The sequence below is a fragment of the Cupriavidus sp. 05N38 genome, from assembly GCF_056397345.1.
On record NZ_JBFTNF010000037.1, the window covers coordinates 19,602 to 41,764 of the forward strand.

Genomic DNA, 22,163 nt, shown 5'->3' on the forward strand with positions numbered 1-22,163 from the left:
TGTCTTGCGTCGATGCGGCGCCGGCGCGGCGCCCGCCCGCTAAGGAGCGTGCCCGCCGCGCCTAGCCAGCGGCACGGCGCTGCGCCCCCATCTGGCAGGCCAGGTGGAATGCCTGCAGCGTGGCGCCCAGGTTCGCGCGGCCCTGCTGCGTGATATCGAAGGCGGTGCCGTGGGCCGGCGTGGTGATCGGCACCGGCAGGCCGCCCTGCACGGTGACGCCGCGCGAGAAGCCCATCAGCTTGATGCCGATCTGGCCCTGGTCGTGATACATGGTGACGATGGCGTCGAACTGCCGCTCGGCCGCGCCGCCTTGCACCTTGAGGAAGATGGTGTCGGCCGGGAAGGGGCCGTCCACCGCCATGCCGCTGGCCTGCGCGGCGGCGATGGCCGGGGCGATGAAATCGATCTCCTCGCGGCCAAAGGCGCCGTTGTCGCCGTTATGCGGATTGAGGCCGCAGACGCCGATGCGCGGCCGCGCAATGCCGGCGTCGCGCAAGGCCTTGTCGATCAGGCCGATGGCGGCGCCCACGCTGTCGCGGGTGATCATCGCGGGCACATCCTTGAGGGCCACGTGCGATGTCACGCGCGATGTCCACAGCCCGTCGAGCACATTGAACTCGCAGAAGGCGCCGTGGTAGCCGAGCTTCTCCGCGAACCAGTGCAATTCATCGTTGTGGCCCATGCCCGCGGCATGCAGCGAGCTCTTGTTGAGCGGCCCGAACAGGATCGCGTCGGCCTGGCCGGACTGCGCCAGTGCCAGCGCGATAGCCAGCGTGCCGAGGCTGTAGCGGCCGCCCTCGGCGCTGGCGGCGCCACGCGGGTAGGCCGGCTTGCCTTCGGGCTGCCAGTGGTAAAGGCGCGGGGCGCCGTCGGCATCGTTGCCAGCAAAGGCGGGCGCATCGGTTTCGCGCACATCGGGATTGATGCCGGCTACCTGCATGCCGTGGCGCCATTCATCGCGGTCGGCAATCAACAGGATGTCGGCCTGCCTGGCGGCGGGGTCGGCAAGCAGCTTCGCGATCAGCTCGGGGCCGATGCCGGCGGGGTCGCCGAGCACCATGGCGATTCTTGGGCGTGGAGTCATGTCGTATGGATGCAGGAAGATGCAAGAGGGTTTAGTCGAGCTTGACACCGAGTTCGGAAATCAGCTTGCCGTAGCGCGCGTACTCGGCACGCGAGAATGCATCGAACTGCGCCGCATCCAGCGTGCCGGGCTGGGCCCCGACATCGTTGAGGCGCCGGACGGTGTCGGGATCCTTGAGTATGGTGGCCAGTGCCGCGCCCAGCTTCTGCAAGGTGGCGGGCGGGGTGCCGGCCGGCGCATAGATGCCGTACCAGGCATTCATCTGGATGTTCGGCACACCGGCTTCGGCCAGCGTGGGCACGCCCGGCAACAGCGCCGAGCGCTGCTCGGCCGTCACCGCCAGGGCGCGCAGCTTGCCGGCCTTGATGTGGTTGATGACGGAGGGCATGGTCTCGAAACTCATGTCGACCTGGCCGCCCATCAGGTCCACCAGCGCGCTGCTGCTGCTCTTGTACGGCACGTGCAGCAACTTGCCGTTGATCTGCCGCGCGAAGGCGGCGCCGGCGAGGTGCTGGGTACTGCCGACGCCGGAGGAGCTGTAGCGGTACTTGTCCGGGCTGGCCTGGATCGCCGCCACCAGCGACCTGACGTCGCGCGCCGGCACCTGGTTGTTGACCACCAGCACATTGGGCACGGACGACACCATGGCCACCGGCACCAGATCCTTGAGCGGATTGAACTGCAGCTTGAGCAGGTGCGGCGCGATAGCCTGCGAGGTCACCACGCCCATCAGCAGCGTGTTGCCGTCGGGCGCGGCCTTGGCGGTGATGTCCGCGGCGATGGTGTTGGAGGCGCCGGGCCGGTTGTCGACCACCACGGGCTGCCTGATGATGGCGGCCAGTTTTTCGGAGACGATGCGGGCCATGACGTCGGTGCCGCCGCCCGGCGCCGCGCCGACCATCAGCCGCACGGGCCGGGAGTCCTGTGCATAGGCGCCGGCCGCTGTCGCGGCGGCAAGCGTCGCCAGGCCGGCAAAGGTGCCGGCGATCCATTTGTTCATGCTTGTCTCCGTCCTGTTGTCTGCCGGTCTCGGTGCCGGTGAGGCCACTATAGGGCCGTCAGTGATTCGCCACTACTGATGTTTTATTAATGGGCGATTACCTGGAGGAATACGTCGGCTCACCTTGGCCCGGCCCGGCCGCCCCGGGCTTGCCGGCGCGCAGCGCCACGATCAACCGCCTGGCAGCCGCCGAGAGCGTGCCGCCGCGCCGCGTGACGATGCCGAAGGTTTCGTGCCGGGACTGCATCTTCACCGGCAGGATCCGCAGCATCTTCTGGCGCGCATATGGCTGCGCCACGCTGGTCGGGAGCAGCGACACCAGCCTGGCGCTGCCCTGGAGCAAGGCCACGGTGACCAGCGTGGAGGCGGTGGTGATGGCATTGGGCGGCATGCCAATGCCGGCAAGGTCCAGCTCGCGCAGGAGCAGGGCATGCATCGGCATCTGGGACGGATAGACAATCCAGCGGTAGGCGGCCAGATCCGCAAAGGCGAGTTCGCTGGCGCGCGGGGCCGCATGGGCATGGCCGACCACCACCGACATCGGCTCGTCGTCCAGCGGCTCGTAGTGATACCGGGCGGGCTGGTCGCTCACCAGCGCGCGGCCGATGACCAGGTCCAGCCGGCCATCGTCCAGCAGGCTCAGCATGCGCAGGCTGGTGTCCTCCACGATTTCGATCGACAGGTTGGGCTGGTCTGCCTGCAAGGTCGCCAGCGCCGGCACCAGGACGCCGGTCACCGCGCCCATGATGACCCCGACGGCAAGCCGCCCCGCCGTGCCGGAACGGATTTCCGCCATGTCCTGGCAGAGCGCGGTCAGGTCGGTGGCAAGCAGCCGCGCATAGCGGATCACGCAATAGCCGAACGGGTTGGGCTGCATGCCGGTGTGGGTCCGCTCGAAAAGCGGTGCATCCAGCATGTTTTCCAGCTCCTGCAGGGCCTTGCTGGCGGCCGACTGCGTCATGGCCATGGCCGATGCGGCCTGGTGCAGCGATTTATGGTCGTCCAGCGCGATCAGCAGTTGCAGCTGTTTCATGCGCAGGCGCGACATCAGTACGTCGAGGGTGGCTCTCATGGGTGTGCGCAGGCGGGCGCAAACGGGGCCTCCTCAAGGAAGACGCCCCGCCTGGGCCCGGGTCGGGTTCGGTCTGGCCGGCGGGGTGAGTCGTAAAAGCGATCACCAGATGGAAAGGTTTCAATATACATGGTGTGCCGGACGCTCTTATATTGCGTGCAGCGACCGGCCGGCATTCCCCCCGCCGGCGACCCCCGCACAACAAGGAGACAGACATGATCAAGCCCGCCATCTACCGCGGCGTATTCCCGGTAGCGCCGACCATCTTCGACGAGCAGGGCGGCCTTGACCTGGACGGCCAGCGCCGTTGCATCGATTTCATGATCGATGCCGGCTCCAACGGCATCTGCATCCTGGCCAACTTCTCGGAGCAGTTCGTGCTGACCGACGACGAGCGCAACACGCTGATGACGGCGGTGCTCGACCACGTGGAGGGCCGCGTGCCGGTGATCGTCACCACCACGCACTTCAGCTCGCGCATCTGCGCCGAACGCAGCCGTGCCGCGCAGGATGCGGGCGCCGCCATGGTGATGGTGATGCCGCCGTATCACGGCGCCACCATCCGCATGCCCGAACGCGCCATCTACGAGTTCTTCGCCACGGTGTCCGACGCCATCGAGATCCCGATCATGATCCAGGACGCTCCGGTCAGCGGCACCACGCTGTCCGCGCCCTTCCTCGCGCGCATGGCCAGGGAACTCGCCAATGTGTCGTATTTCAAGATCGAAGTGCCGCAGGCCGCGGCCAAGCTGCGCGAGCTGATCGAACTGGGCGGCGCTGCCATCGTCGGCCCGTGGGACGGCGAGGAAGCCATCACGCTGATGGCCGATCTCGACGCCGGCGCCACCGGCGCGATGACGGGCGCGGGCTTCCCCGATGGCATCCGCCTGATCGTCGATGCCTACCAGGCCGGCGACACCGAGGGCGCCGCGCGCCACTACCAGCAATGGCTGCCACTCATCAATTACGAGAACCGCCAGGGCTGGCTGGCAACCAGCAAGGTGCTGATGAAAGAGGGCGGGGTGATCGCCTCGGACGCGGTGCGCCATCCGCTCCAGCCGATGCACCCGGCGACCCGCGCGGGCCTGCTGCAGATTGCGCGCCGGCTGGATCCGATGGTGCTGCGCTGGGGCCGTTGAGCGCCAGCGGCGCACCAGGCCGGACCGGAACGGAACCACTGGCCCCGGCGGGGCCAGACCTCAGTCAACAGGAATAGACATGCAAATCCAAGGCGAACTATTGATCGGCAGCCAGTCGGTGCGCGGCACCGACGGCGAAATCGTTGCGATCGACGCGGCCTCCGGCGCCAAGCTGGCGCCGGCCTTCGGCGGCGCCAGCGCTGCCCAGCTGGCCCAGGCCTGCGCGCTGGCCGAGCAGGCCTTCGACGCCTACCGCGAAACCAGTCTCGACAAGCGCGCGGCCTTTCTCGAAGCGATCGCTGCCAACATCCTTGAGCTGGGCGATGCGCTGGTCGACCGCTGCGCGAGCGAAAGCGGCCTGCCGCGCGCGCGCATCGAAGGCGAACGCGGGCGCACCGTGGGCCAGCTGCGGCTGTTCGCGGACCTGGTGCGGCAAGGAGACTTCCTCGGCGTGCGCGTGGACCCGGCCCTGCCCGAACGCAAGCCACTGCCGCGCGCGGACCTGCGCATGCGCCAGGTCGCGCTGGGGCCGGTGGCGGTGTTTGGCGCCAGCAATTTCCCGCTGGCGTTTTCCGTGGCGGGTGGCGACACCGCCTCGGCACTGGCGGCCGGTTGCCCGGTGATCGCCAAGGCCCACCCCGCGCATCCCGGCACCTCGGAGCTGGTCGGCCGCGCCATCCAGAAAGCCGTGCGCGACCTGGGGCTGCCCGAAGGCACCTTCTCGCTGCTGTTCGATAGCGGCCTGCAGGTCGGGCAGGGCCTGGTCAGCGATCACCGCATCAAGGCGGTCGGCTTCACCGGCTCGCGCGCGGGCGGCACGGCGCTGATGGCGCTGGCGGCCGCACGCCCGGAGGTCATTCCCGTCTATGCGGAAATGAGCAGCATCAACCCGGTGCTGCTGTTCCCGCACGCGCTGGCCAACCGCGCCGAGGCCATCGGTACCGCGTTCGCGGCATCGCTCACGCTGGGCGCCGGCCAGTTCTGCACCAATCCCGGCCTGGTGCTGGCTGTCGACGGCCCGGACCTGGGGCGCTTCATCGCTGCGGCGGCGCAGAGCATCGAGCAGACCGCGCCGGCGACCATGCTGACACCAGGCATCCAGCGCGCCTACTGCACCGGCGTGGACAAGCTGGCCGCGCACCCGCAGGTCAGCGCGCAGGCGCGCGGCCGCGCCGGCGACGCACAGCAGGGCTCGGCGGCGCTGTTCTCCACCACCGCCGAGGCGTTCCTTGCCGATGAGGCCTTGCGCGCGGAGATCTTCGGCGCGGCCGGGCTAATCGTGCGCTGCCCCGACCTGGACGCCATGCGCCATGTCGTGGAAGTCATCGAAGGCCAGCTGACCGCCGCGCTGCATATCGACGACGCCGACCACGATGCGGCCCGCGCCATCCTGCCCGCGCTGGAACGCAGGGTGGGGCGCATCCTCGTCAACGGTTTCGGCACCGGGGTGGAAGTCGGGCATGCCATGGTGCACGGCGGTCCGTATCCGGCCACCTCCGATGGCGGCCGCTCCACCTCGGTGGGCAGCCTGGCCATCGCGCGCTTCCTGCGCCCGGTGTGCTACCAGGACATGCCCGCGGGGCTGCTGCCCGCCGCCTTGCGCGAGGACAATCCGCTGCAACTGAGCCGGCTGGTGGACGGCCGGCCGGCGCCCCGGCCCGCCTAAGCGCAGCCCGCAAGGCCCGCGAGCCGGGCCTTGCGAAGCCCGCGCTAGGCCGGCCTGGCGCGCAGCGCGTCGATCAGCAGGCTCATCGACGCGGTAGGCGGCCGGCCCCGCCGCGTCACGATGCCGTAGGGCCCCAGCTTGCGCGGCAGCGGCAACGGCAGCACGGCCAGCGCGCCCAGCCCCGCGTAGAACGCCGCCACCGAGGCCGGCAGCACGGCAATCAGCTCGCTGTCCGCGAGCAGGGAAGTCGTCATTAGCACCGCCGCCGTCTCGATGGTCGAGGGCGGCGGCGCCACGCCCGCGTCCTCGAACGAACGGTCGATCAGCGCCCGCATGGGGCTCGGGCGCGGCTGCATGATCCACGGAAACGTCGCCAGCTCCTCGAAACCCGGCTTGCGGCGCCCGAGCAGCGGATGCAAGGGCCCGACGACGATCGCCAGGCTCTCCTCGCCCAGTTGCTCGAACTCCAGGCCGCTACTGTCCCAGCCCTCCGGCACCCGGCCCAGCACGATGTCGAGCTGGTCGCGCTCCAGCAGCGGCACCAGCAGATCGCTGGTTTCCACCTGCACCACCACCTCCAGCCTGGGATGCTCGCGGTTCAGGCTGCGGATCACGTTGGCCAGCAGCACCGGCGTCGGCGCCATCACCGCACCCACGCGCACCCGGCCCACCTTTCCCGATTCCAGCGCCGCCAGCTCATCACGCAGGCCTGCCATATCCGCGAACACCAGCCGCGCGAACTGCGTCGCCGCCAGGCCAAACCGCGTCGGCCGCAAACCGCGCGCATGGCGCTCGAACAACGACACGCCCAGCATCGATTCCATGTCCTGCAGCATCTTGCTGACCGCCGGCTGGGTCAGCATCACCGCCTCCGCCGCCTGCCGCAGCGAACCGCGCTCCTCGATCGCCAGCAGCAGGCGCAGATGCTGCATCTTGATGCGGCTGTAGAGGGTGCTGATGGGCGGGATTAGCGAAGGGCGGGGCATGCGCGGGGGCTCGGGCCAGGCAGACGGTGACCGATGGTGTTTATCGGTTCTTGGAGAAGGCGTCAATGGGTGGATGTGGCCGGAGGGCCGCCGCGTGCGGCTCAGGCTGCGAGTCCTGCTCCAGGGCGGACGCCGATCCCGTAGCCTACTTCGCGCGCCTTGGGCCTGCCTTTCGAGCGGACGTATTGAGCGCGACCGCGGCACGGACAAGCGCCCTGAACGCGTCCGCGTCGATCTCGTCTGCCTCGAGGATGTCAATCGCGCGCCTGACGTTCCCGTCGAGGCTTGAGTTGAAGAGCCTGGCCGGGTCCTCCAGCGCAGCGCCCTTGGCGAAAGTCAGCTTCACCTTTGCCTTGTAAGACTCGCCGGTGCAGATGATCCCGTCGTGCGACCATACGGGAGTGCCCATCCACTTCCACTCCTCCACGACGTCCGGATCAGCCTCTTTGATGAGCTTGCGCATCCTGCTCAGCGTCGCCCCGCGCCAGTCCGCGAGCTCGGCGATTCTGTTGTCGATCAGCCCGGATGCCGGCAGCCCCTCGGTCGAACCCGATTTTTTCATGTTCTCCTCCTGAAACTTCCTGAAACTTCCTGACTCTTCCAGACGCTATCAGCCCATGAATTCGCCGAACAGGATGATGACATGGCAAGGGCTTGCCGGAAATCCCAGCGCGCGGCTCCATGTGGCCGCGGCGCCTCGCCCGCGGGCGGTGAAACTTCCGTCCCGTCTGCGTGTCGTTCCTTGCATAATCGCGCAAGCCGCGATGACATAGGACGACCGACCGATGAACATGGCAATCCTCCTCGCCCACCCCTGGTTCGGCACATGGGCGGCGGCCCTGATCGCCGTCGCCGTCGCGCTGCTGGCGCATCGCCTCGGCGGGCTGCTGCTCTTGCGCATTACCCGGCCGGCCCCGGTGCTGCATGCGATCGTGAAGAAGGCGCGCGCGCCGTCGACAGTGGTCTTGCCCTTGCTGGCCTTGCAGGCGGTCTGGCAGGCCGCGTCGGATGATCTGCCCTGGATCGGCAGCGTGCGCCATTTCAATGGCCTGTTGATGATCGCCGCGGCCACCTGGCTCGTGGCGCGCATCATTGCCGGCATTGCGCAGGGTATCCTGGACACACACCCGGTGGACGTGCAGGACAACATGAATGCGCGCCGCATTCACACGCAGACACGCGTGCTCTCGCGCACCGCGATGACGCTGGTGGTGGTGATGGGTGCGGCGATGGTGCTCATGACCTTTCCCGGGGCGCGGCAGGTGGGCGCCAGCCTGTTGGCCTCGGCAGGCGTGCTGGGCCTGATCGCCGGCTTTGCCGCCAAGCCCGTGTTCAGCAACCTGATCGCCGGTCTGCAGCTCGCCCTGACGCAGCCTATCCGGCTCGACGACGTGCTCATCGTCGAAGGCGAGTGGGGCCGCGTGGAGGAGATTACCGGCACGTACGTCGTGCTCCGGATATGGGACGACCGCCGTCTCATCATCCCGCTGCAGTATTTCATCGAGAAGCCCTTCCAGAACTGGACCCGCAACAATGCCGAGATCATGGGGTCGGTGTTCTTCCACGTCGACTACGGCATGCCGCTGGCGCCGCTACGCGAGGAGCTGGAACGCATCGTGCGCGCGGCGCCGGAGTGGGACCAGCGCTTCTTCAATCTGGTAGTGACCGATGCCACGGAGCGGACGATGCAACTACGCGTGCTGTGTACCGCGGCTTCCTCCGGGCTGGCGTGGGACCTGCGCTGCGTCGTGCGCGAAGGGCTGATCGACTTCATGCAGCGCGAATTCCCGCAGTTCCTGCCACGGCTGCGCATCGAGGGCGACCAAGGCGACGAAGGCGCGCCGAAGCGAAACACACCGTCGCCGCCCTGAGCGCGTATCAGGGCGTCCTGTTCCTCAGCGAAACCTGCTCGTTCAGCGTCCAGAAGTCATACAGCACGCCGATCAGGAACAGGCCGCCGGTGAGCAGGTAGATCAGGCCGGTGATCCATTTGCCGATATACATGCGATGCACGCCGAAGAAGCCGAGGAAGGTCAGCAGGATCCACGCCACGTTGTAGTCGGTCCTGCCGGCGGCGAAGCGGTAGTCCGCCTCGCGGTCCATGCCCGGGATCAGGAACACGTCGATCAGCCAGCCGATGCCGAGCAGGCCCAGCGTGCAGAACCAGATCGTGCCGGTGATGGGCTTGCCGTAGTAGAAGCGATGGGAGCCGGTAAAGCCGAAGATCCACAGCAGGTAGCCGATGACTTTGCTGTGCGTATCGCTCGGTGGAATGCTCGGTAGATTGCTCGATGGATTCATCGTTCGCCTCGTGCAGTGGTTTGGCGCGATGATGCCATAGCTTGTGGCGCCGCAGCTACCCGGCCGCCGCCGGCAGGGGGCGGCTGTCTACCTGCCACAAGGAATCCCGCCCTCCGGGTTGCGCGACCGCATGCCCGCCGGCAGCATCGCCGGCCCCACACTACAATGGCGCATCGCCCGGCCTCCCGCCGGGCCGGACCCGGGAGTCGAAGATGCGTATTCTGGTAGTCGGGGCGGGCGCCATTGGCGGCTATTTCGGCGCGCGGCTGTTGCAGGCCGGGCGCGACGTGACATTCCTGGTGCGCCCCCGGCGCGCCGCCCAACTGGCCGAGCATGGCCTGCGGGTCAAGAGCCCGCACGGCGACCTGCATTTCCCCAACCCGCCACTGGTGCAGGCCGAACAGATCACGCAACCGTATGACGTGGTGCTGCTGAGCTGCAAAGCCTACGACCTGGACAGCGCCATGGACGGCTTCGCGCCCGCCATGGGCCCCGGCACCGTCGTCATCCCCATGCTCAACGGCATGCAGCATCTCGACAAGCTCGATGCTCGCTTCGGCGCCGGGCGCGTGATGGGCGGGCGCTGCATGATCTCCAGCACGCTGGACGAACAAGGCACGATCCTCCACCTGTCCGCCTTCCATGTATTGTCCTTCGGCGAGCGCCCCGCCGGCAGCAGCGACCGCGCGCTGGCCCTGGCCGCGGCGCTCGACGGCGCCGGTTTCGATGTACAGCGCAGCGAAGCCATGCTGCAAGACATGTGGGAAAAGTGGCTGTTCCTGGCCACGCTGGCATCGTCCACCTGCCTGATGCGGGCAGCCATTGGCGACATCCTCGCCGCCCCGCGCGGACGCGAGACCATCACGGCCCTGTTCGACGAATGCGCGGCCATCGCCGCCACCAACGGCTACCCCGCCCGCGCCCCGGCACTGGAACAGGCGAAGACCACGCTATTTACCGCAGGCTCGCCGCTGATGGCCTCGATGCTGCGCGACATCGAACGCGGCGCGGCCATCGAGTCTGACCAGATCGTGGGCGACCTGCTGGCACGCCGCGGCCAGACGCCTGCGCCGACGCTGGAAATGGCACTGACAAGCCTGAAGGCCTACGAGGCACGGCGCGCACGCGGCGGCTGAGAGGGAATCTGGCAGGTAGCCGGCCTGGCGCAGCTGATCCTCGCACGCCGGCTTTCCAAGCCAAGCCGCTATAACAAAGCGAATGGAGACACAACATGGCAGGACCGACGATTGATTTCTGGCAGGCGCGCTTCGAGGCCGGCCAAACACCGTGGGACCGCGGCGCGGCCAGCCCGCAGCTCAAGGCATGGCTGGCCAGCGGCGCCATCCGTCCCGGCGAGGACGTGATCGTGCCCGGCTGCGGCAGCGGCTGGGAAGTAGCCGCGCTGGCGGAGCAGGGCGTGCGCGTGCGCGGCATCGACTACGCGCCGGCGGCGCTGGCGCGCACCGGCGAGCTGCTCGCGCAGACCGGGCTCAAGGCGACGCTGGAACAGGCCGATGTACTGGAGTGGCAGCCGCCCGCGCCCGTGGATGCGGTGTACGAGCAGACTTGCCTGTGCGCGCTGCATCCGGATCACTGGGTTCGCTACGCCGAGCAGCTTCATGCGTGGCTGCGGCCTGGCGGGCAGCTGTTCGCGCTGTTCATGCAGATGCGGCGCGAGAGTGCCGCGGAGGGCGTTGTCGAAGGGCCGCCTTATCACTGTGACATCAATGGGATGCGGGCTTTGTTTCCGGCGGACAAGTGGGAGTGGCCTAAGCCGCCGTTTGCTGCCGTTTCGCATCCTATTGGGGCGGTTGAGTTGGGGGTGGTTTTGGGGAGGTTGTGAAGTCCGGCCTTCCCACCTGCGATGGCTCTTGGCTTGGCAAGCGACAGCCATGATCAAAGCGCGGCCGGCCGGCCTCGACTGCATATTTAATCGGTCGATGCAACACACTGCACACCGCGTGAGCAGATGCCATCGGTGGGCCGATGGCATCTTGATCGCTTAAGTCGGCTCGAAGCAATAGGTACAGATCTTATTGCCATCGGGGTCCCTGACATATGCCGCATAGGCAGTAGGCGTAAAGCTGCGCGGGCCCGGCGCGCCTTCATCATTGGCGCCGAGGCTGAGTGCGGCCTCGTGGAATGCATGTACGGCATCCCGGCTAGGTGCAGCAAAGCTTACTGTGCCGCCATTGGCATAGGTCGACGGCAAGCCATTGCCGGGCTTGGTGACCATGAACTCTGGCCCGAAGGTGCCCCATAGCGATGCTGTTTCGAAGTCTAGGACACGCTGGATGCCGAGTCGGCTCAGGACGGCGTCGTAGAATGCGCGCGAGCGCTCCAGGTCATTGGTGCCGACCACGATATGTGTGAAGATTGCCACGGTGTATCTCCTTGATAGTTGGAGGTAGGAAGAAATTTGGGTCCGTGCTGTGTGCCAGCGGCGACCGAATCGGGGCCAGGAGCGTAAAGCCCTCACGAAGCCCCTCGCATCCATGAAGGCATCAGCGCCAGGGTGCAGTGTTCAGATATCAGTTCCATGGCCGCGTCCTAGTACAGCACCACGGACCGGATCGACTCGCCATGCTTCATGAGGTCGAAGCCCTCGTTGATGCGCTCCAGCGGGAAGCTATGGGTGATCAACTCGTCAATGTTGAGTTTTCCTTCCATGTACCAGTCGACAATCTTCGGTACGTCGGTGCGGCCGCGAGCCCCCCCAAAGGCCGAACCTTTCCATTCACGCCCAGTCACGAGCTGGAATGGCCGCGTCGAGATCTCCGCGCCGGCTTCGGCGACGCCGATGATGATGGATTTGCCCCAGCCCTTGTGACAGCACTCCAGCGCCTGGCGCATGACACGCGTGTTGCCGATGCACTCGAAGCTATAGTCGGCGCCGCCGTCGGTCAGTTGCACGATGTGGTCGACGACGTTGTCGGTATCGCGCGGATTGACGAAGTGCGTCATGCCGAAGCGCCTTGCCATGCCTGCACGAGCGGGATTGAGGTCGACTCCGATAATCTTGTCGGCGCCCACCATGCGCGCGGCCTGGATCACGTTCAGGCCGATTCCCCCGAGTCCGAACACGACAACATTGGCACCCGCCTCGACCCTGGCGGTAAAGATGACCGCGCCGACGCCGGTCGTCACGCCGCAGCCGATGTAGCAAATCTTGTCGAACGGCGCATCCTGCCGCACCCTGGCGACCGCGATTTCCGGCACAACGATGTGATTGGCGAAGGTCGAGGTCCCCATGTAGTGAAATAGAGGCTTGCCGCCGATGGAAAAGCGAGAGGTGCCGTCCGGCATCAGGCCGCGGCCCTGCGTCTGCCTTATCGCCTGGCACAGGTTGGTCTTGCGTGACAGGCAGAACTTGCACTGGCGGCATTCAGGCGTATATAGCGGAATCACGTGGTCGCCCGCTTTCAGGCTCGTGACGTTGGGTCCGACATCCACCACAATGCCAGCGCCCTCGTGGCCGAGGATCGCCGGGAAGATGCCTTCAGGGTCGGCGCCGGACAGCGTGTAATAGTCCGTATGGCAGATGCCGGTCGCCTTCACTTCGATCAGTACCTCGCCGGCGCGCGGCCCGTCGAGGTCAACTTCCTCGATCGCCAGCGGCGCACCGGCTTCCCATGCGACTGCGGCTTTGGTCTTCATTGCATCTCCTCCCTTTTCTCGCTGAGTTTGAATCGCCTTATCGGCCAAGATAGTGTTCAATGCGCTGTCGCAGGCCCGGCTCGGCGGCCGAGCTGACCAGTGCCGCCATGTCCGCGTCCGCGGTTGAAGGCAGCACCGCGGCGTACAGCGCGGTACGGGCGCGGGAGGAAAGCACGCGAGAGGCACCACCATCCTCGACCAGCCGGGCCGGCCAGTCGGCCTGCCCCGCCAGGCGAGAGACCAAGCCAATCCGTGCTGCCTCTTCGGCAGGAATGTCACGCGCCGTCTGCAGGATTTCGCGGGCCGGCTCGGCGCCGACCAGTGCCGCGAAGCGACGCGAGCCGAGCACCAGGTCGAACAGCAGACCGGGCATCCGGAAGTGCGAGTCGACCGTCGCATAGCGGCGCTTGCATGCGGCAAACAGGTCCACACCAGCGCCGAAGTTGCGCCCGTGCGCATATGCCGTGGTCAGGCAGGGCGAGTACGCGACCATCTGCAGCAGCGTTTCGATCCTGACCAGGCGCAGCAGCAAGTCGGCATCGGTCTGCTGGTCGAGGTCTCCCAGGTCGAACCCCGCGCAAAAATTCCGTCCTGCGCCTTGGAAGCGGATCATCGTGGCATCGTCGTCGTGTGCCTGCCGGACCGCGGCGATCAGGGCTTCCACCAGTCCCGGGCAAAGCGCATTGAGCTTGTCTGGACGGTTCAAGGTGAGCGAGACATGTCCGGCCTCGCGTTCGACGATGAGCAGATCGCTCATTGCGCTATCTCCTCACTGGAGGGGACCGCCGAGCCCAGCACTTCGGCATTGTGCTCGCCCAGCGCGGGCGGACCACGGCGGATCGGCAGATTGACCCCGGACAGGCGGATCGGCGAGGCGAAAGTGCTGGTTTCGATGCCATTGGGCAGCGTGAGGGGCTGCACCCATTGCATATGTTCCACCTGCGCGTCGGCGAGCACATCGGAATATGTATTGATTGGTGCGCAGGGCACGCCCGCTTGCCGGAACCGGCTCAGCCAGGTGGCAGCGTCTTCCCGGACGAACTCCGCTTCGAGCATCTCGCGCAGTTCGCGCTGGTGCCGCGCGCGCAGCGTCGGATTGGCGAAGCGATCGTAGGACAGCCATTCCTCGTGCGCCATGACGGCGCACACTGCCCGCCACAGGGTATTGTTGCCGGCCGCCATACCGAAGTAGCCGTCGCGGCAGGCGAACACCTGGTAGGGCGCGTTGCGTGGATGGGCGCTGCCCAACTTGACCGGATCCTTGCGGCTGCCAAAGTACTCGGAGGTCTGCAGTGCAGCGATGCCAAGGGTGGCGCCCAGCATGGAGATATCGACGTGCGTGCCCTCGCCAATGGCCTGTGCCTGCCGCAAGGCGCATACTGCAGAGAATGCCGCATAGAGTCCGGCGGAGAAGTCGGCAATCGGAACGCCGCATTTCACCGGCGCGCCGCCGGGTTCACCGGTCACGCTCATGATGCCGCTCATCGCCTGGAGCGTCAGGTCGAAGCCGCCTTCGCTAGCGCGCGGGCCTGACTGGCCGTAAGCGGAAATCGAGCAGTAGACCAGGCCGGGACTCCCGCCGCGCAGGGCGTCATAGCCGAGACCAAGGCGATCCATGACGCCCGGCCGGTTGTTCTCGATCAGCAGGTCGGCCGAAGCGATCAGGTCGCGGGCGCGGGCGGCATCGTCGGGATCCTTCAGGTTCAGGGTGACAGAGCGCTTGTTCCGGTTCAGCGATGCGAAGTTCTCGCTATAGCCCCCCGAGATCGGCGGCCAGCTCCGCAGCGTGTCGCCCGTCTCGGGATGCTCGATCTTGATGACGTCAGCGCCCATGTCGGCAAGCAGCATGCCGCAGTAGGGACCCGCAGCCACGTTGCAGATTTCGATGACGCGGGTGCCCTCGAGGGGCAGGGCCGGTTTTGCAGGAGTTTTCATTGTCTGGAGGAGAAGTGAAAGGTCGGGAAGCGGGCTGGCAGACGGGATGCGCCCGCCGGACATTGCCGTCAGGCGCCGGTGTGGGGCACGACCAGCAGGTAGAGCAGACCGAAGAAGGTCCCGGCGGTGATGAAGCTGACCAGCGTGAAGCCGAGCACCCGCTGCACTCCGACGCCAGCGATTGCGACCACCGGGATGGCCCAGAAAGGTTGAAGCAGGCTGCCCGCCAGTTCGCCAGCGGCCACTGCCATCGAGGTGCCGGCCAGGGTGGAACCGAGCTGTTGGGCGGCCGGGATAGTGAAGGGGCCTTGGACGGCCCAGTGGCCGCCGCCGCTGGGAATGAAGATGGTAATGACAATGGAGCCCAGGTAGCTCCAGAACGGCAGGGTGTCGCCGGACGCGAAGCGGATGAAGGATGCCGACGCGACTTCCGCCAGCCCGGTCGCATGCATGATGCCCATGATGCCGCCGTAGAAGGGGTACTGCAGCAGCATGGGGCCGGTCACCTTGGCGGCTTCCGTCACGGCATGAACATAGGCCCCGGCGCCGCCGTGCAGGCACAGACCGCCTAGCAGGAAGATGAAGATCACTGTGTTGATGTCCAGCCGGATACCGGTCGCGCTCCATTGCTGCACAAGGTAGGCAGCGCCCGCCACGACGAAGACCAGTGCGCACAGGCGTGACCGCTCGAGCAGGCCGGCCAAGCCGTTGCGGCGCTTCGGCTCAGTCGCCGCGGCTTCGCTGGCTTCAATGGCCTTGGGGTCGGCGGCGATGATGTCGCTGTCGGACGGACGCATCATCATGAAGACCAGCGGCAACAGCAATGTCGCAATCAGGCCAGCCGCGAGATTCCAGATGGAGAAGACCGTATGCGAGAGCGGCACCACGGCGTGCGTATGCTGCTCGACGATATTGAGCGGATTCCCTGGCGTGGCAATGGAAAGGGCAATCGAGCTCGACATGCCGGTGAACGCCCACAGGACCCAGGCCGTATAGCCAGCAGCGACGAGCCAGGCAAAGTCGACCCGTACGCGCTTGGCCACCTCCTTGGCTAGCATGGCGCCGACCACCAACCCGAAGCCCCAATTTAGGAAGGTTGCGAAAGCACCGACGATCGAGACCAGTGCAACGGCCGAGAGGGGACCGGTGGCGAGCATTGTGAGGCGTTGCAGGCCACGCTTGATCATGGGTGCGCTGGCCAGCGCGTAGCCTGTCACCAGCACCAGCACCATCTGGAAGGCGAAGGTGAAGATGCCGAAGATTCCCTTGTACCAGCCGGCCAAAATGTTCGTGACGGTGCCACCTGGGGCAAAGGCGGAGGCACAGGCGGCCGTCATCACTGTCAGGAGAATAACAATGACAAACGGGTCGGGCATCAGCCGCTCGAACAGATATACGCATGAGCTGATCGAGCGCTGCATCCACGTCTTCTGTGACAGCGGTCCGGAAAGAGCGAGTTCCTGTGCTTCCATGATTTGTCTCCACACCAGAATGTTGCGGGCCCGTCTGAGGCCTCTGTAGGCTATTTCTTGCGCGCTATGCGACGGCCGCAGTGGTGGGCAGCGGATGAATCGGGATGACGGACTTCTCCTCCAGTCGCTCCTCCCGCTGCATGGTCATCAGGATCTGGCGCGCGCGGCGCAGGGCCTTGTCGGTCTTAAGGAACAGCTCGGAATAATCGTCCTCCGGATAGGCGAACATCGCCTGCTGCCGTTCCAGTGCCCACTGGTCCTGCGCGACCACGGCGGGGAACATCTCGGCAACCTTGTGCGCAGTTGGGATATCTGGGTCGCTCAGCGTGGTATGGCCCTTCGTGCACGACACGTTCCAGCGCCAGACGAGGTTTTCCTCGTCGACCGGGTAGTGCAGGTGCAGCAGCGTGTATCCGCGTTCCATCTCGGTGCCGAGTTGGCCCTCAGGTGCTACATGCATCTCGACACGCGTCAGGCCCGGGCTGACCATACAGTGCGTATGCAGGCGCTCGACTTCCTCGTAGTGGAACCACTCACGCAGGTAGGGTGGCTGCTTGTAGCCGTGCACGTGGCGGAGCGTCTTGACGTACTCATAGCCCGCGTCGATGCCTTCCTGCAGTTGCACGGGAATGAGGCTATTCTCCTTGTCGCCGATGTTGCCGTCGTGCAAGGGATAGAAGTGCGTGATGTCGAGCAGGTTTTCGATCAGCAGCAGGTAGTTGGCCGGCACTTCTAGCGGCTGGGGCGAGCCGACCCCCACCTTGCCGGGATCAGTGACCTCCGGTGTGCGGGGGGGCTCAATGTTGGCAGCAGCCTTCTGTTCGCCTGGCCAGACCCAGACGACACCGTCCCGCTCGCACACCGGCACCCCATGCAGGCGCGCCTGGGGCGGGATCTTGCCCGGCTGGGACGGAAACTCCACGCATTGCCCGCTCGCGTCATAGCAGAGGCCGTGATACGCGCATTCGAGCCGGCCATCGTCAAGCAGCTTGCTCTGGGAGAGAGGGAAGCGCTTGTGACAGCAGCGATCGTCGAAGGCGACCACCTCTCCATCGTCCGTGCGCCACATGACGACTGGCTTGCCGGCGATCTTGAAGCCCTTGAGCTCATGGACGGGAAATTCCCGCGCGAAACCGATGGGATACCAACAATTCTTCACGTACTCGAACTTGCTCATTTCAGTTGTCTCCACGTTTTTTGGGGGGAATGACGAACGAGCGCGGCGCACGCCGGCTCAGAGGTCGAGGGTCAGGGTCTGGCTCTTAGCGCGGCTGCAGCAGATCATCACGAACTCCTGCTGATCCTCCTCGTCGAGGACGCTATCGCGATGAACGGGATCGCCGTCGAGATAGCGCGTCATGCAGGTCCCGCAGTAGCCTTCCTCGCAGGACACGTCGACTTCCACCGCGTTTTCCCGCAATACCTGGACGATGGTCTTGCCGGGCGGCACGGTGAAGGTCTTTCCGCAGCGTGAAAGCGTGACGTCGAAGGGTTGCTCTGCCTCAGCAGGTACGCTGGCCGGCTTTGACGCCGGCGCCGAGAAGCGTTCGCAATGCCGGGTGCCTGCGTGCCAATGCGCAGAATTGGCTTCCACTGCGTCCATGAAGCGTGACGGGCCGCAGTAATAGAGGTGCGCGCCGTCTGGCTGCTCCCGCAGGACGGCGCTCAGGTCGAGGCCTTTGGCGGGATCGCCGCCATCATGGTGGATGTGGGCGATGCCGGCGTGCACGAGCGGCGAGAGATCGTCGAGGAAGGCCGTCCGCCGTGGGGACCGGGTGCTGTAGTACAGCGTGAAGGTGTCGCGCCGTGCCAGTGCCGCCGACATCATGGACTTGATAGGGGTAATGCCGATGCCACCCGCTACGAATACATGGTGCGAAGCGTCATCGGCCAGCGGAAAATGATTACGCGGCCTGGAAATGGTGATGCGGTCGCCGGCGGCAAGCTGGTGGATCGCGGCGGAACCGCCTCGCCCCGCTGGTTCCCTGAGGACGGCGATGACGTAGCGGCTGGTGTCATGCGCGCTGCTGCAAATCGAATACTGGCGAATCAACCCGCCCGGCAAATGGACGTCAATATGGGCGCCTGCAGAGAATGCCGGTAGTGGCATGCCGAATAGGTCTGCCAGCTCGAACGCCCGGATATCTTCGGCGAGCTCGCTGACAGAGCGGATCGAAACGGGGATTTTTCCGGCGACCCGGTCATTTGCGGTGACGGTATCGCGTCTGCTTTCGACGATGAGGTCCATCGCGGTCTCCTGGAGGGTGCCCCGACCGCGTCGCTTGAGCAAATCGCGGCGGTCAGGTCGTCGTGGTTTGCTCAAGCATAGATTTTCGACTGTTTAATTCAAGCGATATTTTCAGGCACTATAACATCAATAAATTTGATGTGTCTGGAGAGAGAGGGACTTCACGTTTTTATGGTGAGAAACGGTGAATGATTCGGAAAAGTCGGTTGTAACGCGCTTTATCAAGCGTATTTGTGCCTTGCCCAGGGATTTCTACACGGCCGACGGTGGAAACCCTTACTTCTGAAAATCGCTGATATGTCCGGCGAGTTCGGCAATCGTGCTCGGGAGGGAATAAGTGTGTTCAGGCGAAACAGCGGCGACAAACTCGACGGGCTCAAAAGGATCTCGGACTCCGATAATCTCGAGTTGCCCACCGTCGAGTTGCCGGCGGTAATTGGGAATCGGCAAATAGGTAATTCCCATTTCGGCCATCGCGAGCGAAGCCGCGACGCCCATGCTCTTGCAGCGCGCCAGATAGCGGCAATGGGCGTGATCACGCTGAAACCAGGCGTTAATGGCGGCGCTATGGAAAGACTGGGGCTTCAAACCGATCAGCGGGTATTGCGCAAGCTCCGACGGCGCATAAGTCTTGTGTGCCATTTTCAGGCCCGGGCTCGCCATCCAGGCGAATTCGACTTTGCCGAGTGGGATTGTGGAGACGTCCTGCATGCGTGTGTGCCCGGGAGCCAGCACCAGATCCAGCTCGCCCTGCGTGAGGGCATCCATCAGGTCGCTGGTGAGTGCCTCGTCGATTTCCAGCCTCACTTGCGGATACTGCCTGGCTATGGCCTTGATCAGTGCGGGGAGCCACGTAGTGGATACGACTTCAGCAACCCCCATGCGGACGGTGCCACTCACTGCGCTCGGCGCCGCAACGCGATGCGAGAGTTCCGCTGAAAGGTTCAGGATGCGTGCGGCATAGTCGAGCACCTCGCGTCCATGCGGCGTCAGCCTTGCCTTGCGTTGCGTCCTGTCAAAAAGCTCAACCCCGAGGCTACGCTCAAGCTCGCGCAATCGCATGGAGACGGTGGACTGCGTAGCGCAAAGTCGCTCGGCTGCCGCCGCAAAACCGTCGAGCTGAACAATCCAGTAGAACGTTTCGAGTTGCTGTAGCGTCACGGCTTTCTGTCGCCTCCTGTAAGTGCATTGCAGGAGAAAGGATACAGGACGCCAGGGGCCTAACGGCTGCGCCCGTTCGATGGCGGCTCCTTGCAATTGACGGTCGTCGTCGGCTAGTTGGAGGTGGCGCGAGCGGGTCATGCGGATGCCCCCTGTGCTTGACGCTCCCACCCAAGGCATGGCTCACCATGGCTCACCCTAGAGGAGGCAGGCCGCGCCCAACGATTGGACTACTCCCGGCTATCGAATCAACGTAGAACTGCTTGGGGCCCTCATAGCAACACCTGGGGCATATTGAGACTGTTGCGCGCTTTGGGGTGTCGAACCAACGGCTCTTACGGCCCCCAGCGTAGCGACCGTCCCCCCCCTCTTCGACCTCTCATTCCGAGGCATCCCCGGCGCGTTTCGCTCAACGACGCCTCGCATGGTCACTCTGGATAACCGCATAGGCGGATCGCAGAATCGACGTTCTGCATGCCTCAGTAATCCACGGCCAGCTGCATGAGTTGACGCGGGCACTCCGGGTCCGCCCCATGCTGCAAGTGATGCCGTGACAGGGTGCCGCATCAGCCTGGCGGCTCGGTTGTTTGACCGAAGGGCGTGCTCATAGGCTGCTCGCATAAATCGCTCGCTCCCCCAGAAAACCTTGATCGTCACGCCGCTTGACGTAGCCCGTCGTCACGACTATAACCATCCATATGGATGGTACGGGGATGGTTTCAGGATGGTAAATGTGACGTGGAAAACCCGCCGAACCCTCCCCGCATGACAAACCAGGAGAAAAAGTGACGATGGAAAAGCCTACAGCACAGATCGCGACGCTCAGACCAAAGGGGGGCGAGACAGAGAAAATCACCATCAACCTCGGTCCGGTTGATCTGGGCCAGATCGATCTATTGGTGGAGGAAGGCTTCTATTCCAACCGAACCGACCTGATCCGCACCGCCATTCGCAACCAGCTCGCCGTGCATGCACAAGCGATTCAGGAAACGGCAACACGGCGGGCGCTGGTTCTGGGCCTTCAGCATTTCTCGAAGCAAGACCTCGAGGCGGCGTTGAAGGCCAACGAGAAACTGGCCATTCACGTGCTCGGTTTGGCGAGCATTGCATCGGATGTCAGTCCCGAACTGGCGTTGGCGACGATCGAGTCGATCGTGGTGCTAGGCGCCTTTCACGCGCCAGCCGCCGTCAAGGCGGCATTGGCTGGACGCATACGGTAGTAGGCGGCAATTTCGCCGCGCCTGGTTCGCCAGGCCTGCAGAGACCCCAACATGAAAATGAACGACGCCTTTCTTGCCTCGATGCATGAGGCAATGCACCTGCTGCAGACGGCGGGCCCGATGGAGGCCACTGCCGTCATCCAGCGCGCACTTCGCGGGCAGTCGCCAACCGGCAACACAGGCGAAGCGCGAGCACCGATGCCGGCGCAAGTGGTGCAATCCTTGTTGACGGACAACACGTCACAGGGCCGGGCCGATACAGCGCCATCCGTGGAACCCGCCGCGCCGCGCCGCGCGCCACCGACTGCAATGCCCGGCCACTTCAGACGGCACACCTTTGCCAACCAGGCCGGGCAACGGTCCTACAAGGTCTATATCCCCGCCGGGCATTTGCAGGAGCCGATGCCCTTGGTGGTCATGCTGCACGGCTGCACGCAGGATGCCGATGACTTTGCCGCCGGCACGCGCATGAACGCGCTGGCGGACAAACTCGGCTTTGCGGTCGTGTACCCGATCCAGGCCGCCGATGCCAACACGTCGAAATGCTGGAACTGGTTTCGCCCTGGCGACCAGCAAGCCGACCGGGGCGAGCCGTCGATCATCGCGGGCATCACTCGCGAGGTCATGGCCAGCCACAGCATCGATCCGGATCGAGTCTATGTTGCGGGGCTGTCCGCCGGTGGCGCGATGGCGGCGGTGCTGATCCAGCGCTATCCGGACCTTTTTGCCGCAGCTGGCGTCCACTCGGGGCTGCCGACAGGGTGCGCGCATGACCTGCCTTCGGCGCTGGCGGCCATGAAGGGTGGCAAGGGATCGGGCGCTTCCAGGCGCGGCATTGCGCCGCCGGCGCGGCCGGTGCGTCCACTGATCGTGTTCCACGGCGATGCGGATCACACCGTGCATGCGTCGAACGGGGCGCGACTGATCGAGCCGTACGAACAAGGCCACGATCACAAGCACACTGAGCGCGAGACCGTCCGTGCAGGCCATGCCTACACGCGCTACCGGATCTTGCCGCCTGGTGGCGTGGATGCGGAATACTGGCTGATTCACGGCGCGGGGCATGCCTGGGCCGGTGGCGGCAGCGGCGGGTCGTACACTGACGCAAAAGGGCCGGATGCCAGCGTGGAAATGCTGCGATTTTTCCTCGCCCATCCCCGGCGTTCCTGAATCAAGCAAAATATGCCGTGATACATCTCATCAGACGCGGGCGAGGGGCATG

At 65.3% G+C, this 22,163-nt stretch carries 22 protein-coding genes; 7 read left to right on the plus strand and 15 right to left on the minus strand.

Going from position 1 to position 22,163, the window contains the following annotated elements:
- Window positions 1-61 precede the first annotated feature (61 nt).
- The 3 genes from AC1DK4_RS24770 to AC1DK4_RS24780 form a co-directional block, all read right to left on the minus strand.
- On the minus strand, window positions 62-1,084 hold the full coding sequence (locus AC1DK4_RS24770; protein ID WP_441615348.1) for a 4-hydroxythreonine-4-phosphate dehydrogenase PdxA: 1,023 nt from the start codon (window positions 1,082-1,084) through the stop codon (window positions 62-64).
- A gap of 31 nt (window positions 1,085-1,115) precedes the next feature.
- On the minus strand, window positions 1,116-2,084 hold the full coding sequence (locus AC1DK4_RS24775; RefSeq protein WP_441615350.1) for a Bug family tripartite tricarboxylate transporter substrate binding protein: 969 nt from the start codon (window positions 2,082-2,084) through the stop codon (window positions 1,116-1,118).
- A 97-nt stretch (window positions 2,085-2,181) separates the two neighbouring features.
- A complete protein-coding gene (locus tag AC1DK4_RS24780; protein ID WP_441615352.1) occupies window positions 2,182-3,156 on the minus strand; it encodes a LysR family transcriptional regulator in 975 nt (324 codons plus the stop codon).
- A gap of 215 nt (window positions 3,157-3,371) precedes the next feature.
- Here AC1DK4_RS24780 and AC1DK4_RS24785 point away from each other — a divergent pair, with 215 nt between their 5' ends.
- Together AC1DK4_RS24785 and AC1DK4_RS24790 are read left to right on the plus strand one after the other, a co-directional pair.
- Window positions 3,372-4,295: a dihydrodipicolinate synthase family protein gene (locus AC1DK4_RS24785; RefSeq protein ID WP_441615354.1), complete on the plus strand. Its 924-nt coding sequence runs from the start codon at window positions 3,372-3,374 to the stop codon at window positions 4,293-4,295.
- Between the two features lie 79 nt (window positions 4,296-4,374).
- On the plus strand, window positions 4,375-5,961 hold the full coding sequence (locus AC1DK4_RS24790; protein ID WP_441615356.1) for an aldehyde dehydrogenase (NADP(+)): 1,587 nt from the start codon (window positions 4,375-4,377) through the stop codon (window positions 5,959-5,961).
- A gap of 44 nt (window positions 5,962-6,005) precedes the next feature.
- On the opposite strand, the gene AC1DK4_RS24795 is transcribed toward AC1DK4_RS24790, so the two are convergent.
- The 3 genes from AC1DK4_RS24795 to AC1DK4_RS24805 all read right to left on the minus strand — a co-directional run bounded on the left by AC1DK4_RS24795 (window position 6,006) and on the right by AC1DK4_RS24805 (window position 7,740).
- Window positions 6,006-6,947 carry a LysR family transcriptional regulator gene (locus AC1DK4_RS24795; RefSeq protein ID WP_441615357.1) on the minus strand — a complete coding sequence of 314 codons (942 nt, stop codon included), beginning with the start codon at window positions 6,945-6,947 and terminating at the stop codon, window positions 6,006-6,008.
- Between the two features lie 145 nt (window positions 6,948-7,092).
- Window positions 7,093-7,509, minus strand: a complete 417-nt coding sequence (locus tag AC1DK4_RS24800; RefSeq protein ID WP_441615358.1) for a DUF1801 domain-containing protein — start codon at window positions 7,507-7,509, stop codon at window positions 7,093-7,095.
- A gap of 48 nt (window positions 7,510-7,557) precedes the next feature.
- A complete protein-coding gene (locus AC1DK4_RS24805) occupies window positions 7,558-7,740 on the minus strand; it encodes a hypothetical protein (protein WP_441615442.1) in 183 nt (60 codons plus the stop codon).
- On the opposite strand from AC1DK4_RS24805, the gene AC1DK4_RS24810 reads away from it, so the two are divergent.
- On the plus strand, window positions 7,733-8,818 hold the full coding sequence (locus AC1DK4_RS24810; protein ID WP_441615360.1) for a mechanosensitive ion channel family protein: 1,086 nt from the start codon (window positions 7,733-7,735) through the stop codon (window positions 8,816-8,818). The genes AC1DK4_RS24805 and AC1DK4_RS24810 overlap by 8 nt on opposite strands.
- A gap of 7 nt (window positions 8,819-8,825) precedes the next feature.
- Here AC1DK4_RS24810 and AC1DK4_RS24815 read toward each other — a convergent pair whose 3' ends face one another.
- Window positions 8,826-9,248 carry an NINE protein gene (locus tag AC1DK4_RS24815; RefSeq protein ID WP_441615362.1) on the minus strand — a complete coding sequence of 141 codons (423 nt, stop codon included), beginning with the start codon at window positions 9,246-9,248 and terminating at the stop codon, window positions 8,826-8,828.
- A 212-nt stretch (window positions 9,249-9,460) separates the two neighbouring features.
- Between AC1DK4_RS24815 and panE the strand changes: the two genes are divergently transcribed.
- Both panE and AC1DK4_RS24825 read left to right on the plus strand, forming a co-directional pair.
- Window positions 9,461-10,384 carry a 2-dehydropantoate 2-reductase gene (gene panE / locus AC1DK4_RS24820; protein WP_441615364.1) on the plus strand — a complete coding sequence of 308 codons (924 nt, stop codon included), beginning with the start codon at window positions 9,461-9,463 and terminating at the stop codon, window positions 10,382-10,384.
- A gap of 95 nt (window positions 10,385-10,479) precedes the next feature.
- On the plus strand, window positions 10,480-11,091 hold the full coding sequence (locus AC1DK4_RS24825) for a methyltransferase domain-containing protein (protein WP_441615366.1): 612 nt from the start codon (window positions 10,480-10,482) through the stop codon (window positions 11,089-11,091).
- 159 nt (window positions 11,092-11,250) lie between these two features.
- Here the strand turns inward: AC1DK4_RS24825 and AC1DK4_RS24830 are convergent, their stop codons facing one another.
- The 8 genes from AC1DK4_RS24830 to AC1DK4_RS24865 all read right to left on the minus strand — a co-directional run bounded on the left by AC1DK4_RS24830 (window position 11,251) and on the right by AC1DK4_RS24865 (window position 19,721).
- Window positions 11,251-11,631, minus strand: a complete 381-nt coding sequence (locus tag AC1DK4_RS24830; protein WP_441615368.1) for a VOC family protein — start codon at window positions 11,629-11,631, stop codon at window positions 11,251-11,253.
- Between the two features lie 167 nt (window positions 11,632-11,798).
- Window positions 11,799-12,905 (minus strand): S-(hydroxymethyl)glutathione dehydrogenase/class III alcohol dehydrogenase, encoded by a 1,107-nt coding sequence (locus tag AC1DK4_RS24835; protein WP_441615370.1) that lies wholly within the window; start codon window positions 12,903-12,905, stop codon window positions 11,799-11,801.
- 37 nt (window positions 12,906-12,942) lie between these two features.
- Entirely contained in the window at window positions 12,943-13,662 is a 720-nt protein-coding gene (locus tag AC1DK4_RS24840; protein WP_441615372.1) for an enoyl-CoA hydratase/isomerase family protein, read from the minus strand.
- Window positions 13,659-14,840 carry a CaiB/BaiF CoA transferase family protein gene (locus tag AC1DK4_RS24845; protein ID WP_441615438.1) on the minus strand — a complete coding sequence of 394 codons (1,182 nt, stop codon included), beginning with the start codon at window positions 14,838-14,840 and terminating at the stop codon, window positions 13,659-13,661. Before AC1DK4_RS24845 ends, AC1DK4_RS24840 begins: the two co-directional genes overlap by 4 nt.
- 68 nt (window positions 14,841-14,908) lie before the next feature.
- Complete coding sequence (locus tag AC1DK4_RS24850) at window positions 14,909-16,312, minus strand: TIGR00366 family protein (RefSeq protein ID WP_441615374.1); 1,404 nt, start codon at window positions 16,310-16,312, stop codon at window positions 14,909-14,911.
- 64 nt (window positions 16,313-16,376) lie between these two features.
- Window positions 16,377-17,489 (minus strand): Rieske 2Fe-2S domain-containing protein, encoded by a 1,113-nt coding sequence (locus AC1DK4_RS24855; protein WP_477131839.1) that lies wholly within the window; start codon window positions 17,487-17,489, stop codon window positions 16,377-16,379.
- A 57-nt stretch (window positions 17,490-17,546) separates the two neighbouring features.
- Entirely contained in the window at window positions 17,547-18,560 is a 1,014-nt protein-coding gene (locus AC1DK4_RS24860; protein WP_441615378.1) for a PDR/VanB family oxidoreductase, read from the minus strand.
- Between the two features lie 276 nt (window positions 18,561-18,836).
- On the minus strand, window positions 18,837-19,721 hold the full coding sequence (locus tag AC1DK4_RS24865) for a LysR family transcriptional regulator (RefSeq protein ID WP_441615379.1): 885 nt from the start codon (window positions 19,719-19,721) through the stop codon (window positions 18,837-18,839).
- 791 nt (window positions 19,722-20,512) lie between these two features.
- Between AC1DK4_RS24865 and AC1DK4_RS24870 the strand changes: the two genes are divergently transcribed.
- Together AC1DK4_RS24870 and AC1DK4_RS24875 are read left to right on the plus strand one after the other, a co-directional pair.
- Entirely contained in the window at window positions 20,513-20,941 is a 429-nt protein-coding gene (locus AC1DK4_RS24870) for a CopG family transcriptional regulator (RefSeq protein ID WP_441615440.1), read from the plus strand.
- Window positions 20,942-20,992: 51 nt separating this feature from the next.
- Window positions 20,993-22,111: an extracellular catalytic domain type 1 short-chain-length polyhydroxyalkanoate depolymerase gene (locus AC1DK4_RS24875; protein ID WP_441615381.1), complete on the plus strand. Its 1,119-nt coding sequence runs from the start codon at window positions 20,993-20,995 to the stop codon at window positions 22,109-22,111.
- The last annotated feature ends 52 nt before the right edge of the window (window positions 22,112-22,163 follow it).